The organism is Amorphus sp. MBR-141 (assembly GCF_053628695.1).
On sequence record NZ_JBRJGW010000010.1, the window covers coordinates 77,375 to 92,845 of the forward strand.

General features: G+C 67.3%; 14 protein-coding genes. 13 read left to right on the forward strand and 1 reads right to left on the reverse strand.

Annotated elements, in window-relative coordinates; genetic code table 11:
* Window positions 1-131: 131 nt before the first annotated feature.
* From ACSSVZ_RS14815 to ACSSVZ_RS14865, 11 genes are all read left to right on the forward strand, one after another.
* The gene (locus ACSSVZ_RS14815) at window positions 132-1,760 is read left to right on the forward strand and encodes a GMC family oxidoreductase (protein WP_453971207.1); all 1,629 of its coding nucleotides are present in this window, start codon (window positions 132-134) and stop codon (window positions 1,758-1,760) included.
* A gap of 281 nt (window positions 1,761-2,041) precedes the next feature.
* Window positions 2,042-3,193 (forward strand): cupin domain-containing protein, encoded by a 1,152-nt coding sequence (locus ACSSVZ_RS14820; RefSeq protein WP_453971209.1) that lies wholly within the window; start codon window positions 2,042-2,044, stop codon window positions 3,191-3,193.
* Window positions 3,194-3,289: 96 nt separating this feature from the next.
* The gene (locus ACSSVZ_RS14825) at window positions 3,290-4,417 is read left to right on the forward strand and encodes an LVIVD repeat-containing protein (RefSeq protein WP_453971210.1); all 1,128 of its coding nucleotides are present in this window, start codon (window positions 3,290-3,292) and stop codon (window positions 4,415-4,417) included.
* Between the two features lie 9 nt (window positions 4,418-4,426).
* Complete coding sequence (locus tag ACSSVZ_RS14830; RefSeq protein ID WP_453971212.1) at window positions 4,427-4,834, forward strand: RidA family protein; 408 nt, start codon at window positions 4,427-4,429, stop codon at window positions 4,832-4,834.
* A 67-nt stretch (window positions 4,835-4,901) separates the two neighbouring features.
* A complete protein-coding gene (locus ACSSVZ_RS14835; protein ID WP_453971214.1) occupies window positions 4,902-5,861 on the forward strand; it encodes a TAXI family TRAP transporter solute-binding subunit in 960 nt (319 codons plus the stop codon).
* 36 nt (window positions 5,862-5,897) lie between these two features.
* Window positions 5,898-7,820 carry a TRAP transporter permease gene (locus tag ACSSVZ_RS14840; RefSeq protein ID WP_453971216.1) on the forward strand — a complete coding sequence of 641 codons (1,923 nt, stop codon included), beginning with the start codon at window positions 5,898-5,900 and terminating at the stop codon, window positions 7,818-7,820.
* Between the two features lie 4 nt (window positions 7,821-7,824).
* A complete protein-coding gene (locus ACSSVZ_RS14845; RefSeq protein ID WP_453971218.1) occupies window positions 7,825-8,460 on the forward strand; it encodes a glutathione S-transferase family protein in 636 nt (211 codons plus the stop codon).
* A gap of 1 nt (window position 8,461) precedes the next feature.
* Window positions 8,462-9,388, forward strand: coding sequence for a 5-formyl-3-hydroxy-2-methylpyridine 4-carboxylate 5-dehydrogenase (gene fhmpcd1 / locus ACSSVZ_RS14850; RefSeq protein ID WP_453971220.1), 927 nt, complete (start codon window positions 8,462-8,464; stop codon window positions 9,386-9,388).
* 4 nt (window positions 9,389-9,392) lie between these two features.
* Window positions 9,393-9,953: a TRAP transporter small permease gene (locus ACSSVZ_RS14855; protein WP_453971221.1), complete on the forward strand. Its 561-nt coding sequence runs from the start codon at window positions 9,393-9,395 to the stop codon at window positions 9,951-9,953.
* A complete protein-coding gene (locus tag ACSSVZ_RS14860) occupies window positions 9,950-11,218 on the forward strand; it encodes a TRAP transporter large permease (protein ID WP_453971223.1) in 1,269 nt (422 codons plus the stop codon). The genes ACSSVZ_RS14855 and ACSSVZ_RS14860 overlap by 4 nt, the downstream gene beginning before the upstream one ends.
* Before the next feature lie 26 nt (window positions 11,219-11,244).
* Complete coding sequence (locus tag ACSSVZ_RS14865) at window positions 11,245-12,264, forward strand: TRAP transporter substrate-binding protein (protein WP_453971225.1); 1,020 nt, start codon at window positions 11,245-11,247, stop codon at window positions 12,262-12,264.
* 17 nt (window positions 12,265-12,281) lie between these two features.
* On the opposite strand, the gene ACSSVZ_RS14870 is transcribed toward ACSSVZ_RS14865, so the two are convergent.
* Window positions 12,282-12,623: a hypothetical protein gene (locus ACSSVZ_RS14870; protein WP_453971227.1), complete on the reverse strand. Its 342-nt coding sequence runs from the start codon at window positions 12,621-12,623 to the stop codon at window positions 12,282-12,284.
* A 178-nt stretch (window positions 12,624-12,801) separates the two neighbouring features.
* On the opposite strand from ACSSVZ_RS14870, the gene ACSSVZ_RS14875 reads away from it, so the two are divergent.
* Window positions 12,802-13,815, forward strand: a complete 1,014-nt coding sequence (locus tag ACSSVZ_RS14875; RefSeq protein ID WP_453971229.1) for a putative B6 ABC transporter substrate-binding protein — start codon at window positions 12,802-12,804, stop codon at window positions 13,813-13,815.
* A 73-nt stretch (window positions 13,816-13,888) separates the two neighbouring features.
* Window positions 13,889-15,469 (forward strand): putative B6 ABC transporter ATP-binding protein, encoded by a 1,581-nt coding sequence (locus tag ACSSVZ_RS14880; RefSeq protein WP_453971231.1) that lies wholly within the window; start codon window positions 13,889-13,891, stop codon window positions 15,467-15,469.
* Window positions 15,470-15,471 lie beyond the last annotated feature (2 nt).

Here is a 15,471-nt window from a genome sequence, read left to right on the forward strand (position 1 = left end):
AGTCGCGCCGCTTGCCTCTCAACCAATTTATCTGGTTGAGCCTTGGTTGACAATCCGCGCGGGCCGGTGGTTGACTTGTGCCGGAGCGAGGCGAGCCGCCGACCGGTTTGCCGCACGGGGTGAGTAGAGTAATGCCGGATAACCAGTCCTTTGACTATGTCGTCGTGGGTGCCGGTTCGGCTGGCTGTGTGCTCGCTGCGCGGCTGACGGAGGATCCCGCCTGTCGGGTCCTGCTGCTGGAAGCCGGCGACTGGGACCGGGATCCGATGATCCATGTGCCGCTTGGCTGGGGGAAGATCCTCACCGAGCGGCGCCACGACTGGATGTATTTCTGCGAACCGGAGGACAACGTCGGCGGCCGCCGCGTGGAGTGCGCCCGCGGCAAGGTCGTCGGCGGATCGTCATCGACCAATGCGATGGCCTTCGTGCGCGGAAACCGGGGTGACTACGACCGCTGGGCGGCGGGTGGCCTGCCCGATTGGTCCTACGACAACCTGTTGCCCTACTTCAGGAAAATGGAAACGTGGGAGGGCGGTGAGAGCCACTTCCGGGGTGGCTCCGGACCGCTCAACACCCAGTTCTGCCGCTACTCCGATCCGCTCATCGACGCCTTCGGCGAGGCAACCCGTCAGGCGGGTTTTCCGCAGACCGAGGACTACAACGGCGAGCGGCAGGAGGGCTTCGGTCGCCTGCAGATGACCATCCGCAACGGGCGGCGCAATTCGGCCGCCGCAGCCTATCTGCGGCCCGCCCTGAAGCGCGGAAATCTCACCGTCCGCACCGGCGCGCTGGTCGAACGGATCCTGCTGGAGGGCAGGCGCGCGACCGGCGTCGTCTATCGCGGCGACGGCCAGACCACCACGGCGCTGGCGCGGAGCGAGGTGATCCTCTCCGGCGGGGTGATCAACTCGCCGCAACTGTTGATGCTGTCCGGCATCGGACCCGCCGCGGCCCTGGCCACCCACGGCATCGAGCCGGTTGTTGATCTGCCCCAGGTCGGCAGGAACCTGCAGGACCACGTCTCGGTGATCCTGATGTACCGCCGGCGTGGGCAGGGACCGTTCCACCGCATGATGCGGGCCGACCGCATCGGCCTCGATTTCATGCGCACTTATCTGACCGGCAAGGGGTTCGCCGGCGACGTTCCGGGCGGTGTGGTCGGCTTCCTCAGGAGCGACGAGAGCCGCTCGCATCCGGACGTCCAGTTCCTGTTCACCGCGGCGCCGCTCGCCGCATGGCCCTACATGCGGCCGTTCAAGGAGCCGTTTGCCGACGGCTTCGCGACGCGGATCGTGGCGGTGCAGCCCGAGAGCCGGGGCGAGGTGACGCTGGCCTCGCCGGATCCGGCCGTGGCGCCGCTGATCCACCAGAATTTCCTGTCGTCGCCGCGCGACTGGGCGTCGCTCCGCGCCGGCGTGCGGGTGGCCCGCCAGCTCGCCGCCCAGCCGGCGATGGCGCCGTTCGTCGAGGCCGAGTTCTTCCCCGGTCCGGCCTGCGAGAGCGACGAGCAGATCGACGAGCACATCCGCCAGACGTCCATCACCGTGCATCACCCGGCCGGCACCTGCCGGATGGGCACCGACGCCGACAGCGTGGTCGACCAGAGCCTGCAGGTGCGCGGCATCGAGGCGCTGCGGGTGGTCGACGCCTCCGTCATGCCCGACCTGCCGAACGGCAACATCAATGCCGCCGTGCTGGCGATCGCGGAGAAGGGCGCAGACCTGATCCGGTCCGCGGCCGATTCCCGGAAGGTCGCGTAGGGTTGGAGGACGCTCCAGCTGATGCGCTTTGGTTGGTCTTTGGTCGCGTGCCGCCTTGCTGGGCGGCCTCAGCGTGATGCCTGGCGTCTGAAAATTCAATAAGTCATTGTTTTATATGTAATTATCTCGCGACATGCGATGGCGTCGGATCGCGCTGTTGTGCCGAAACTTTATGCGGAAAGATGACAGATTCATCTCAACCACCGTATTGACCGTCTCAACCATAGTGGTACGGTTGAGCTGGTCAGGATAAATCGAGTTCCATTTCGAGGACGCGCATCATGTCAGCCGTATCCGCACAGGCCGAACTTCTCTCCAACAAGAAGGCCGCTCTGGACGGTCTGTACGACGACATCCACAAGGGGAGCATGTTCCCCTTCTGGGCGACGACCGAAGGCGTCGACCACGACGAGGTGAAGCAGCTGATGGCCACCGCCAAGGCGGTGCCGTACGTCTGGAAGTACACAGACATCGAGCCGCTGCTGCAGCGCGCCGCCCAGCTGGTCTCCATGGACGACAGCGAGCGCCGCTCGCTCATCCTGGTGAACCCGGGCCTGTCGCCGAAGCGCGCGTCCGTGTCGACCATGTACACCGCCTACCGGCTCAACGATCCGGACGAGATCATGCCGCCCCACAAGCACTCGCCGAGCGCCATCCGCTTCGGCCTGACCGGCGAGGGCAACTTCACCGGCGTGGAGGGTGAGGACATCACCTTCGGGCCGGGCGACATGGTGCTCACCCCGAACGATGCGTGGCACAACCACGGCACGGTCGGTGGCGAGCAGGCGGTCAACCTCTCGGTCCTCGACCTGCCGCTGGTCGAGACGCTTCACGCCGTCCACTTCGACCACCGCTACACCGAGATGGTCGACGGCAAGGAGGTCGAGAAGAAAGTCCAGACCGCGCGCTACCCGTCTGACTATTCCCAGAGCATTTATGGGGCCGGCGGCATGCAGCCGCGCTTCGTCGATCACAAGCGCGGTGGCGGGCTCTCGTCGCCCATGTGGGTCTATCGCTGGGAGGCGATGCAGGCGGTCCTCGACGCCCACAAGGACTGGGACGGCGATCCGCACGAGGGCATCGTCATCGACTACACCGATCCGACCACCGGCGGACCGGTCTTCCACACGATCAATTTCTACGTGCAGATGCTGCGTCCCGGCGAGAAGACGCTGCCCCAGCGGGAGACCGCGAGCCTGCTGCTCGCCCCGTTCCGCGGCAAGGGCCACTCGATCATCGACGGCGAGCGCTACGACTGGGACCAGTTCGACACCCTTGCCGTGCCCGGCGGGTGCTGGGTTGAGCACGTCAACGCCTCGTCGAGCGAGCCGGTGATCTTCTTCGGCGCCACCGACGCCCCGACCCAGCGCAAGCTGTCGCTCTACAAGCGTTGGGGCCGCAACCAGGCGGGCGATCTCCTGCGCCTCGGCTGACGGCCGCCAGGGTCCAGTTCCATTGGGCTCCGCATCGCGCGTGCGGGGCCGTTCCACGGCGGGTGTCCGATCACCCGGGCAGGAAGGTTGCGTCCTTTGGTTTCCGCATCGAACACGAAGCACGTTGCACACGTCGACTGCGCCGGCGGCGGCCAGGTGTGGGTCGACGGCGACATTCTCTACATCGGCCACATGCGGCCGCCGAGCGGCACGACGCTCGTCGACATCTCCGACCCCCGCAACCCGCGCAAAATCACCACGATCCCGGTTCCGCCCGGCTGGCATTCGCACAAGGTGCGGGCCCAGAACGGCCTGATGATCATCAACCACGAGCGCTTCGGCCAGGAGGGGCCGGCCGAGTTCGGCGGCGGTCTCGCCATCTACGACACCACCGATCCGGCCAATCCGCGCCAGATCTCGAAGTGGTTGACCGGCGGCAAGGGCGTGCACCGCTACGACTTCGACGGTCGCTACGCCTACATCTCGCCGACGGCCGAGGGGTTCGTCGGCAACATCGTCATGATCCTGGACCTGATCGATCCGGAGAACCCGGTCGAGGTGGGTCGCTGGTGGATCCCTGGCCAGAACGTCGGAGGCGGCGAGGTCTACCCGTGGGACAACTACGTGTCGCCGCGCTGCCACCATCCGCTGCGGATGGGCGACCGGCTCTACGTCAGCTACTGGCACCACGGCATGTTCATCCTCGACATTTCCGACATGTCGCGGCCGCGGGCCATCGCCCACGTCAACACCAGCCCGTCGTTCCCGCACCCGACCCACACCTGCCTGCCGATCCCGCAGCCCCTGATGGGGCGCAAGATCATGGTGGTGGCGGACGAGGACGTCGCCAAGCTGCGGCCGCACGCGCCATCGTTTGCATGGATCTACGACATCACCGACGAAACCAATCCGCTCTCGATCTCGACCTTCCAGGTCCCGGGCATCGACCCGGACGGGGCGCCGCAGCCGCCGATGACCGGCTGCCACCAGCCGTCCGAGCGGTTCTCCGGTTCGGTGATCCCGTTCGCCTGGTTCGCGCAAGGCCTGCGCCTGGTGGACATCGCCGATCCGTTCCACCCGAAGGAGGTCGGCCACTTCCTGCCGGACGCGCCGGAGGGAGCGGACCGTGCCTCTTCCAACGACGTGACCATCGACGACCGCGGCCTGATCTACCTGATCGACCGGGTGCGGGGCGTCGACATCATCGAAACGACCGCATTCTGAGGAACTCCGATGTCCGATACCGCCCGCAAGTCCGACGCCCACTACGCCATCGGCAAGAAGAATCCGAACCTGCCGTTCCATCCGGGCGTGCGCGCCGGCGACTTCATCTTCATCTCCGGCCAGGTCTCCAAGGATGCTGACGGCAACATGCTGTGCGGCACCATCGAGGAGGAGACGGCCGGCACGATCCAGTCGATCGAGCGGATCCTGGCGGAGGAGGGCGCAACGCTTGAGGACGTCGTCCGGGTGACCACCTACCTCGACGACCCGCGGGATTTCGGCCGCTACAACAAGGTCTTCACCCAGCATTTCAAGGACGCCGTCCTGGCGCGGACCACCATCGAGGCGCGCGCGGTGATCTCCACCCGCATCGAGATGGACGCGATCGCCTACAAGCCGCTGCCGACAAAGGGGTAGCGGCTACAGCCTGGCGCGCGCCGGGGAGGGCGCGCGTTTCCGACTTCTTCATTGAGGGGACTGAACGATGTCGAAGATTGCACTCGCCCGAACCTTCGTCGCGACCGTGCTGGTGGCGGGTCTCGCCACCGCCGCCCACGCCCAGTCGGGAAAGCTTCGCTTCGGCGCCGGCCAGCAGGGGTCGCAAAACTACGGCGTCAACGCGGCGCTCGCCCAGGCGATCGGCGACAACACCGACCTGGACGTGACGGTGCAGGCGTTCGGCGGTCCGACGGCCTATCTGCCGCTGGTCAACGAGGGACGTCTCGACATCGCCGCCGTGGTCACGCCGGACTTCGGCGACGCGGTGCGCGGCACCGGCCCGTTCGAGGGCAATCCCCAGAAGAACCTGCGCTTCGTCGCGGCGCTGTTTCCGAGCCCGGTCGGGCTGATGGTGGCGGCCGATTCCGGCATCGAGACGATCGCCGACCTCAAGGGCAAGCGCGTCGCCTGGGGCATGCCCGCCCAGGCGAGCCTGCAGCCCTACATCGTCGGATCGCTGGCGAACGGGGGCCTTACCCCTGACGATGTGGTGCAGGTTCCGGTGGCCAGCGTCGGCAATGGCGTCCAGGCGCTGACATCCGGCACCGTCGACGCGACCCTGTTCGCGCTGCGGGCCGGAAAGGTGGTCGAAGCCGATTCCGCCCTCGGCGGCATCCGCTGGCTGCCCTACGACGGCTCCAAGGAAGCGGTGGAGCGGATGCAGGCGGTGGCGCCAGAGGCCTACCTCGTCGACGTGGCTGCCGACGGCAAGGTCGTAGGCGTGCCCAGCCCGATCCAGACCATGGCCTACGACTACGTGCTGGCCGTGAATGCCGATGTGCCCGATGCCACCGTGGAGGCGGTCTCGACGATGCTGCGCGACAAGGGGCCGGACGTCGCCAAGGCCAACAAGCTGCTGGGAGCCATCTCGGCTGAAAACCTGGCGCGGAACTATCCGAGCCTGCCGCGTGCGCCTGCCGCCGCAGCTGTCTTCGGCTCCAAATAGCCCGGCGCGGCTAGGTCGAGGCGGGAACCGTTTCCGATGACCCAGGCGGGTGATGCGAGACTGGACGACCCGACCGAGAGGGCCGGTGGCCCGATCACGATCGTGGCCGGCGCGGTGCTCGTCCTGCTGGCGCTCGCCTGGGTGCTCGACCTGCACATCCGGCTCGGCATGACGGTCTACGACGAGCAGCCCCTGGCGCTCGCCGCAGGCCTGTCGATGCTGATTGCCGCCGACGTGCTGTCCCGGTCGTCCAAGCCGTGGCTGCGCTGGCCGCTGCTGGGGCTGGGGGCCTTACTGTTTGCTATCATGGTCGTGATTGCAGTCCGTTACCCGACGCTCACGGTCACCGCGATGATGCGGCCCACCTGGCTCGTCGCGGCGTCGACGGTGCTTCTGGCGGGCCTGCTGTTTCTCGTCTGGCGGACGATCGGGCTGGTGCTCGCCCTCATCGTCATCGCCTTCGTGGCCGCGGCGCTGTTCGGCGACCGCCTCGGCATTCCCACCATGGGCTTCGACTTCCTGTCCATCTATCTGCTGATGGATCCGAATGCGCTGCTCGGCCTGCCGCTGCACGTCGCAGTGCAGATCGTCGTGCCGTACGTCCTCTTCGGCGAGTTGCTGCGCCATTCCGGTGGCGGCGAGTTCCTCACCAAGCTCTGTCTCGCCGCGTTCGGCGGCTACCGCGGCGGCAGCGCCAAGGCGGCCGTCGGCGCCTCGGCGACCTTCGGCACCATTTCCGGCAACGCCGTCTCCAACGTGGTTGGCACCGGCATCGTGACGATCCCGCTCATCAAGCGCAGCGGCATGACGGGCGCGTTTGCGGGCGCCGTCGAGGCCGCCGCATCGACCGGCGGCCAGCTTCTGCCGCCGGTGATGGGAGCGGCTGCCTTCGTCATGGCCGATTTCCTGCAGGTCCCGTACTGGCACATCGTCGTCGCTGCGGCCCTGCCAGCGATCCTCTATTTCGCGGCGATCTTCCTGCAGATCGACCGCATCGCGGCGCGCGACGGGCTGCACGGGATGCCCGTCGCCGATCGGCCGGATCTGCGCACCGTCGCTCGGCACGGCGCCCATTTCCTGCTGCCCTTCGTTGCCCTGTTCGTCACCTTGTTCATGAACCAGACGCGTCCCGAGTTTGCGGCGCTGGTGGCGGTGGCCACCCTCGTGGTCGTGGGCGCGATCCTGCCGTTCGAGGGAAACCGCATCGGTCCGCGCGCGATCATCGCCAGCGTCGTCGATACCGGCCGCGCCGCCGCGCCGCTGCTGGTGCTGACCGCGGCAGCGGGCCTCATCATCGGCCTCGTCAGCCTCACCGGCCTCGGCTTCTCCGTTGCGGCCGACGCCATCGCGGCCAGCGGCGGCAACAAGATGCTGCTGCTCGTCCTGGTGGCGCTTGTCGCCATCGTGTTCGGGATGGGGATGCCCACGGTCGCCGTCTACGTGGTGCTGGCGACGGTGCTGGCCCCGGCGCTCGAGCAGGCCGGGCTACAGCCGATCCAGGCGCATCTCTTCATCCTCTATTACGGCATGCTGTCGATGCTGACGCCGCCGGTTGCGCTGGCCTCGATCACTGCTGCGCGGCTTGCCGACGCCGATCCCTGGCGCACCAGCTTCGAGGGCATCAGGCTCGCCTGGGTCGCCTACATCATTCCGTTCCTCTTCGCCTTTTCCCCCGAGCTGCTGCTCGGCGGGACGCAGTGGGGCGCGGCCCTGTCTGCCGCCACGGCCTTCCTCGGCATCGCCGCCGTCTCGGTCGCGTTTGCCGGCTACGGCCGGGCGCGCCTCGGTGCAGGCGCGCGCATCGTCGTGGGCCTGTGCGGGCTCGCGCTCCTTTTCCCCCCGTCGCTGGGGCTTTGGGCGATCGCTGCCAACGTGATTGGCGCGGTCGTCTTCCTCCTCAGCCTCACCCGCTCCCCGTCGGCTTCTGCGGCGGGCAGTTCCCTCGAAAAAACGGTCTGAACCAATGGAAACCATCAAGCTTCTCGGCCGCCAGACGTCCGGCAACGTCCAGAAGGTCATCTGGATGCTCGAAGAACTCGGCGCCGCCTATGTCCGCGAGGACTACGGCCGCCAGTTCAACAACACCCAGACCGCCGACTACCTGGCGCTCAACCCGAACGCCAAGGTGCCGACGCTCATCGACGGCGACACCTCGATCTGGGAATCGAACACCATCCTGCGTTACCTGGCAGCGACGCGCGGCGCCGCTCTGACCGGGGCCACGCCGGCAGACTGCACGGAAGTCGAGCGCTGGATGGACTGGGTGCTCGCCTCGGTGAACGCGCCCTACCTGACGCTGTTCAAGGAGACCAAGCTGCCGGCCGAGGAGCGCACCGGCGCCTTTGCCGCGGCCGCCAAGGAAATGGACGGCCTGCTCGCCATCGCCGACGCGCACCTTGCCGGCAAGGCGTTCTTTGCGCTCGGCAAGCTGACCATCGCCGACATCGCGCTGGCGCCGGTGCTGAAGCGGTGCATGGGCTTCGACATCGAGCGCAAGGCGACACCGAACCTCGACAAGTGGCTGGCAGGCCTGGTGGCGCGCGAGGGCTTCCAGGTCGCCCTCGGCGAGCGTCAGAGCACGATCGCGGCGGCCGCGTAGCATGAAGCGCATCGCCCTCATCGGTCTGGGGACGATGGGTCCGGGCATCGCCGCGCGGTTGTCGCGCGGCGGACTGGACGTCGTTGCCTGCGACGCCTCTCCGGCGGCGGTCGCACGCGCGCAGGCGGCGGTGACCGTCGCCGAATCCGTGCTCGACCGCCTCGGCATCGAGGTCCCGGCCGAGGGCGCCGGCGAGATCCGCTTTGTGGCCTCCATCGCCGAAGCCGTCGAGGGCGCGGAACTCGTCATCGAGAACGTGCCCGAGGACAGCGCCATCAAGGCCTCCGTCTATGCCGAGATCGATGGACTGGTCGGACCCGACGTGATCGTCGCATCCGACACCTCGGGCATTCCGATCACCACCCTCCAGGCGCACATCTCCCATCCGGCGCGCTTCGTCGGCATGCACTGGTCGAACCCGCCGCACATCATCCCGATGATCGAGGTGATCGCCGGCGAGCAGACCGCGCCGGAGACGGTCGCCACCATCCGCGCTCTCATCCGTTCACTCGGCCTGCTGCCGGTGGTGGTGAAGAAGGACGTTCCGGGCTTCGTCGAGAACCGGGTGCTCTACGCGCTGCTGCGCGAGGTCGTCGACCTGGTCGAGCGCGGGGTCATCGAACCCGAAGACGCCGACATCTGCGTGTCCTGGGGCATCGGATACAAGCTCGCGGTCGTCGGGCCGATGGCGCTTCTCGATATGGCCGGCCTCGACATCTACCGCTCCGTCTCCTCGTTCCTCAACGCCGATCTGTGCGACCGGGCGGACATTGCGCCCCTGGTCGAGGCGAAGACGGGCGAGGGCAAGCTGGGCCTGAAATCGGGCGAGGGCATCTATGCCTACACGCCCGAGAAGATCGCCGCGCTCCAGGCCGAACGCGCCGGCAAGCTGATCGCCGTCCGCCGCATTCTCGAGGGGAGGGGCTGAGGCGATGCCGGTGCCCGCCGCCGAGAGCGAGCGTGGGGTGGATGGGCGGCCGCTGGCCGCCGGCGGCCGCGCCATCGGCTCCGCGCTGGAGACGCTGCTCGGCCTCGTCCTGATCGCCGTCGTGCTCATCAACGTGGCCAATGCCGCCGGACGCTACCTGTTTCGCACGTCGCTGACCGGCACCGACGAGGTCATGGTGTTTTCCATGGTCTTCGTCGTCGTCATCGGCGCCGTGCTGGCGCTGGCCCGCCGCACCCACATCGCGATCGATCTGCTGCCCACCTACGCGCATCCTCGCTTCAGACGGGTGATCTTCATCATCCACGACGCCGTCACGCTGGCTACCGCCACCTACGCCGGTCTTGCTTCCTGGAGCTATGTTAGCCGGCTTACCAAGATCGGAACGACCAGCATGACGCTCGGTGTGCCGATGACGATCCCGCACGGGATCCTGCTGTTCGGCTTCGGGGCGATGGCCGTCATCTCGTTCGTCTACCTGCTGCGCGACGGGTTCCTGCTCCTCACCGGTGCGGATGCGCCGGGCAAGGCGGAGCGTGTCCGATGATCCTGACGCTTGCCGTCCTTCCCGTCGTGCTGCTGGCGATCGGCCTGCCGGTGTTCCTGGTGTTTCTCGCCGCCGCCGCGGCCACCCTCGCGTTCGTGCTGCCGCTGCCGCCGCTGGTGCTCCAGCAGGTGATCTTCGGCGGCCTCGACAACTATGCCCTCCTGGCGGTGCCGTTCTTCGTGTTTGCCGGCGAACTGATGGGCAAGAGCGGCATCGCCCGCCGTCTGATCGACTGGGTGCTGGCGCTGACGGGCCGGGTGCCCGGCAGTCTGGGCGTGGCGACCATCGGCGCTTCGGCGATGCTGGGTGCGATCTCGGGCTCCAGCGTTGCGGCCGTCGCGGCGCTGGGCAAGACGCTCTATCCCAAGCTGATCGCGTCGGGCTACGGCCGCGAACGTTCCGGCGGCCTGCTCGCGGCGTCCGGCGCGATCGACATCGTCATCCCGCCGTCCATCGCGCTGATCCTCTATGGCCTGGCGGCCGAACAGTCGATCCCGAAGCTGTTCATGGCCGGCATCCTGCCGGGCCTGCTGATCGCCGCCGCCATGGCGAGCTACATCGTGATCGTCGCGATCCGGGCCGGCATTCCCCGCACCGGCGGCTTCGACGTCGCCACCGTCGTGCGCACGACGAAGGCGGCCGCCTGGGGTGTGCTGATGCCGGTGGTGGTGCTCGGCGGCATTTACGGCGGCTGGTTCTCGCCGACGGAAGCCGGCGGCGTCGCCGCCTTCTACGCCATGCTGGTGGCGCGGTTCGTCTACCGGTCGATGAGCTGGGGCGACATCGTTCGCGCCGCATCGGAATCGGCGATCCTCTCGGCGAAGATCCTGATCATCGTGGCCACCGCCGGCGTCATCACCTGGCTGCTCACCACCCAGGGGGTGCCCCAGGCGATCATCGCATCGATCCAGGCGCTCGACATGTCCGGCGCGCAGTTCCTGCTGTGCGTGAACGCCCTGCTGCTGCTCATCGGCTGCGTGCTCGATCCGACCTCGGCGATCCTCGTGCTGGCACCGTTGCTGGTCCCCATCGCCGTGTCGCTCGGCATCGATCCGATCCACTTCGGTGTGGTGATGAGCGTCAACCTCGCCATCGGAATGTTCACCCCGCCGTTCGGGCTGAACCTGTTCGTGGCGCAATCCGTGACCGGGGTTCCTGCCCACCAGCTCTACCGGGGCGTCTGGCCGTTCGTCGCCGTCCAGGTCGCCGCGCTTCTCGTCATCACCTACGTGCCGGCCATCTCGCTGGCACTCGGTGGTCGCTAACAAACAAGCCAGAGGGACTTCGATCCATGTTGAAGACAAAAGCCGGAACGGCACTCCTGGGCGGTGCCTTCGCACTGTTCGCTCTTTCCGCAACCGTGATGCCGGCCGCCGCCCAGACGACGATGAAGCTCGCCTCGGCGACCATCAACGACGTTCAGCACGAGTGGCAGAAGGTGTTCGTCGAGGAACTGGCCGCGCGGGTGGGTGACAAGGTGAAGACCGAGATCTATCCGGCGAGCCAGCTGGGTCCGATCCCGCGCATGTCGGAGGGCGTTCTGCTCGGCACCATCGAGGCGTTCACGACGCCGACCTCGTTCATGACCAACGTCGATCCGCGCTTCCAGGCGTTCGATGTGCCGGGCCTCTTCAAGACGCCTCAGGACGTCGACGCCGCGATCCACGACCCGGAGTACCGGGATCACATGGAGACGATGTTCCTGGACAAGGGACTGCGCGTCATCGGGGCGATCTACAACAGCCCGACCGTGGTCTTCACCATGAAGCCGGTCACCGATCTCGATGCCTTTCAGGGGCTGAAGATCCGCACCTTCGCCTCGCCCATGCAGGTGAAGCCGATGGAGCAGCTCGGGGCGATCCCGCTGCCGCTGGCGCTCTCCGAAGTGGTGCCGCAGCTGCAGAGCGGCGGTCTCGACGGCCTTCTGGTCGGCATGCCGATCCTCACCGCCTTCAAGTACTACGACGTCGGCAAGAACATCACCGACCTGCGCTTCGCGGAGATCGTCTCGGTCACGGTGGTCAACGAGGACTGGTTCCAGTCGCAGCCGGAGGACGTGCAGAAGGCGATCGTCGAGGCCGGCCGCGCGGCCGAGGAGAAGGTGTTCCCCTGGGGCGTTGAGAACGTCGAGAAGACCTACAGGATCTGGACCGAGAACGGCGGCGTCATCAATGAGCTTCCCGCCGATCAGCAGGCCAAGATGAACGCCGAGTTTGCCAAGCTTGCCGACGAGCTGGTCAAGGCCGATCCGGCGGTCGAGAAGGAGTACGACACGCTCAAGGCGCTGGTCGCCAAGAAGTCCGGCAAGTAGCGGCGCGCCATGCGGGCCTACTCGCAGACGACCCGATCTTCCGACGCGGCGCAGGCGATGCGCCGCGGTCCGGCCGCGTCCGGATGGAGCGGCAGGGCGTCCCGGGTCTCGTATGCGCGGCCCGCGATCCCGCACCAGAGCCTCTCGACCGGCATGTTGTCCTCCGACGGGTTCAGGAGGGCAAACGTGCCGGTCCGGGGGGCGAACCAGAGGTCGATGACCGCGGTCGATCCGGCGGCGATCGTCGCGACGGGTTCGGAATACCAGTGCGCCAGTTCTGCGGTGCAGGAGAGTTCGCTGTCTCCCGTATTCGCGATCTCCAGCAGCGTCTTCTCAAGATTTCCGGTTCCGCGGTCCACGTCGATTTCGTGCAACTCGACCGCGTAGCCGGCATGAGGAAACAAGAGAATTGCACATGACATAGCAACTAAAGATGGATTCACTGGGTAGCCTGCGAGTTTCTGCGTTGCGTTAAAAGAGCTTCCACAGAAAGCCAATCAAGTCCAGAGCGGAGTGGGGAATATGAAAAAGCAACTGATGACTGCAGCAGGTGTGATGGTCTTCGCGAGTGCGTTGACGGCACAGGTCTTTGCGGCGGAGGTGGACAAGATCGCCATCCTGACGCCGGAAGAGGGCACCGACTTCGGCTGGAACCAGCAGGGCATCGACGCTGCGCAGGCCGCTGCCGACGCGGCTGGTGTCGAGCTCATCGTCGCCCAGGGGCTCGGCTACGGCGACGTGCGGCCGACCCTGCGCGAGCTGGCCGAAGACGGCGCGGACCTGATGATCGCGCACGCCAGCGGCTACAACACTGCCGCCGCGGAAATCGCCGAGGAGACCAAGGTACCGGTTGCCATCGTCGACTCGCCGAGCTTGAGCAAGGCCGGCCTCATTGGCGACTACACCCTGTCCGGCCACCAGGGCGCCTACCTTGCGGGCGTGCTGGCGGCCAAGCAGAGCCGCTCCAAGACCATCGGCATCGTGGTGTCCGGCGAGCCGCCGGCCTGGAACGCCCAGTCGGCCGCCTTCGCCCAGGGCGTCAAGGCGACGGATCCCGACGCGAAGTTGATCTATGCCGTGATCGGTCCCGCCGCCTACAGCGACGCGGCCGGCGGCAAGCGCGTCACCGAGAGCGTGATCGCGGCCGGTGCCGACATCATCTTCGGCCAGGGCAACGGTTCCAGCTTCGGCATGCTCCAGGCGGTCGAAACCACCAAGGCGGCTGACGGCGGCAAGGTGCTGTTCATCGACGTCATCGGCGACAAGTCGTCCATCGACAAGGGCTACCTGCTGTCGTCGGTGATCTGGGACATGACGCCCGTCGTGACCGCGATGATCGACGACCTGAAGGCCGGCACCTACGGCACCAAGAACTACGCGATCGGCGTCAAGGACGGTTCCGTGCGCCTTCTGAAGACGCCGCAGGCCGACCCCGACGCCTGGGCCGCGATGGAAGCCGTTCAGGCGGACATCGTGTCGGGCAAGCTCGCCGTCGACCCGGTGTGGGAGGCGACGGATGTGCGCGCCCTGATGACCGACGTCGCGCAGTAGCGCGCGTCGGTCGGGAGGGAGGGGCGGTTGCCGTCCCTCCTTCATCCGCGATTTTCAAGGAACGGATGTGCGCGTGTCCGCATCGGCTCAACCAGCTGCAGATCCGGTCTCGGATGACCGCTCGATCGTCTCGCTCAGGGGCGTGACGAAGCGGTTTCCGGGCATCGTCGCCAATGATTCCATCGATCTCGACCTGTGGCCGGGCGAGGTGCACGTGCTGCTCGGCGAGAACGGCGCCGGCAAGTCGACGCTGATCGCGCTTTTGTCGGGGCTCCTGCATCCCGACGAGGGGGAGATCCGGATCGACGGCGCGACGCGGTCGATCGGATCGCCCCGGGAGGCCCTGGGGCTCGGAATCGGGACGGTCTTCCAGCACGCCATGCTGGTCCCGACCCTCACGGTCGCGGAGAACCTGCTGCTCGGCGCGCCCTGGTGGCAGCGGCCCCGCAAGCAACGGCTTGCGGAGCGGGTCAACGATCTGGCGACCCAGCTCGGCATGCGCATCCATCTCGATGCGCTCGCCCGCGACCTGTCGCTGGGCGAGCAGCAGATGGTGGAGATCCTTCGCGCGCTGCTCAGGGGCAGCCGGGTCCTGATCCTCGACGAATCCACCTCGATGCTGACGCCGTCCGGCATCGACGAACTGGGCGCGCTCATGCGCCGCCTGGTGGCGCGCGGCCTGTCGGTCGTCTTCATCACCCACAAGCTGCGCGAGGCGACCGCGTTCGGCGACCGCATCTCGGTTCTGAAGCTCGGCCGCAAGGTCGGTGAACTGGGGCCGGAGCGGGTTCAGGGCCGGGACGAGGACAGCCTCATCGCCGAGATCGTGGAGATGATGTTCGGCATCCGCAGCGACGATCCCGAGGCCGAACGCCGGGCGCGCAGCCTGATCGCCGACGACGTGGCGCCGCTGCTGTCGGTGCGCGGCCTGTCGCTGCCGGCGGGCGCCAACACGCCGGCGCTGTCCGGCATCTCCTTCGACGTGCGGCCGGGCGAGGTGTTCGGGATCGCCGGCATCGACGGCAACGGCCAGAAGCAGTTGGCCGAGGTCCTGTCCGGTCAGCGCCGGGATGGTTCCGGCGAGATCCTGTTCGACGGACAGCCGATCGCCGGGCTGGCCGTGTCGGCACGACGCCGGCTCGGGCTGCGCTACCTGACCGACGACCGGCTGGGCGAGGGGACCGTCGGGTCGTTTCCCGTCGCCATCAACTTCTTCGTCAAGCAGATCGGCGAGCCGCCGTTCTGGAAGGGCCCGATCGAGCAGACCGCCCGCATCGAGGGCCACGCCGACCGGCTGATCAAGGACTATGACGTCCGCACCCCGAGCCGGAACACCGCTATCGGCCAGCTTTCCGGCGGCAACGTGCAGAAGGTGGTGCTGGCGCGCGAGCTCGCCGAAGGGGCGCGCCTCGTCGTCTACAACAAGCCGACCTACGGCCTCGATCTCGCCAACACGCTGGCGATCCGGCAGCGCATCCTGGAGGCCGCGCGCCAGGGCAAGGGGGTGGTGGTGATCTCGACCGACCTGGAGGAGCTGCTCAGTCTGTGCGACCGCATCGCTGTCATGGAACGAGGGCGGATCGCCGGCATCGTGGACTACGGCGACGAGGCCCGCACCGAGGTCGGGCGGCTGATGATCGGGCTCGACGCATGACC

Excerpts from the sequence above, each read along its gene's own strand:
- ACSSVZ_RS14815 (WP_453971207.1), top strand. The coding sequence starts at position 132 with ATGCCGGATAACCAGTCCTTTGACTATGTCGTCGTGGGTGCCGGTTCG.
- ACSSVZ_RS14820 (WP_453971209.1), top strand. The coding sequence starts at position 2,042 with ATGTCAGCCGTATCCGCACAGGCCGAACTTCTCTCCAACAAGAAGGCC.
- ACSSVZ_RS14830 (WP_453971212.1), top strand. The coding sequence starts at position 4,427 with ATGTCCGATACCGCCCGCAAGTCCGACGCCCACTACGCCATCGGCAAG.
- ACSSVZ_RS14835 (WP_453971214.1), top strand. The coding sequence starts at position 4,902 with ATGTCGAAGATTGCACTCGCCCGAACCTTCGTCGCGACCGTGCTGGTG.
- ACSSVZ_RS14840 (WP_453971216.1), top strand. The coding sequence starts at position 5,898 with ATGACCCAGGCGGGTGATGCGAGACTGGACGACCCGACCGAGAGGGCC.
- ACSSVZ_RS14845 (WP_453971218.1), top strand. The coding sequence starts at position 7,825 with ATGGAAACCATCAAGCTTCTCGGCCGCCAGACGTCCGGCAACGTCCAG.
- fhmpcd1 (WP_453971220.1), top strand. The coding sequence starts at position 8,462 with ATGAAGCGCATCGCCCTCATCGGTCTGGGGACGATGGGTCCGGGCATC.
- ACSSVZ_RS14855 (WP_453971221.1), top strand. The coding sequence starts at position 9,393 with ATGCCGGTGCCCGCCGCCGAGAGCGAGCGTGGGGTGGATGGGCGGCCG.
- ACSSVZ_RS14860 (WP_453971223.1), top strand. The coding sequence starts at position 9,950 with ATGATCCTGACGCTTGCCGTCCTTCCCGTCGTGCTGCTGGCGATCGGC.
- ACSSVZ_RS14865 (WP_453971225.1), top strand. The coding sequence starts at position 11,245 with ATGTTGAAGACAAAAGCCGGAACGGCACTCCTGGGCGGTGCCTTCGCA.
- ACSSVZ_RS14875 (WP_453971229.1), top strand. The coding sequence starts at position 12,802 with ATGACTGCAGCAGGTGTGATGGTCTTCGCGAGTGCGTTGACGGCACAG.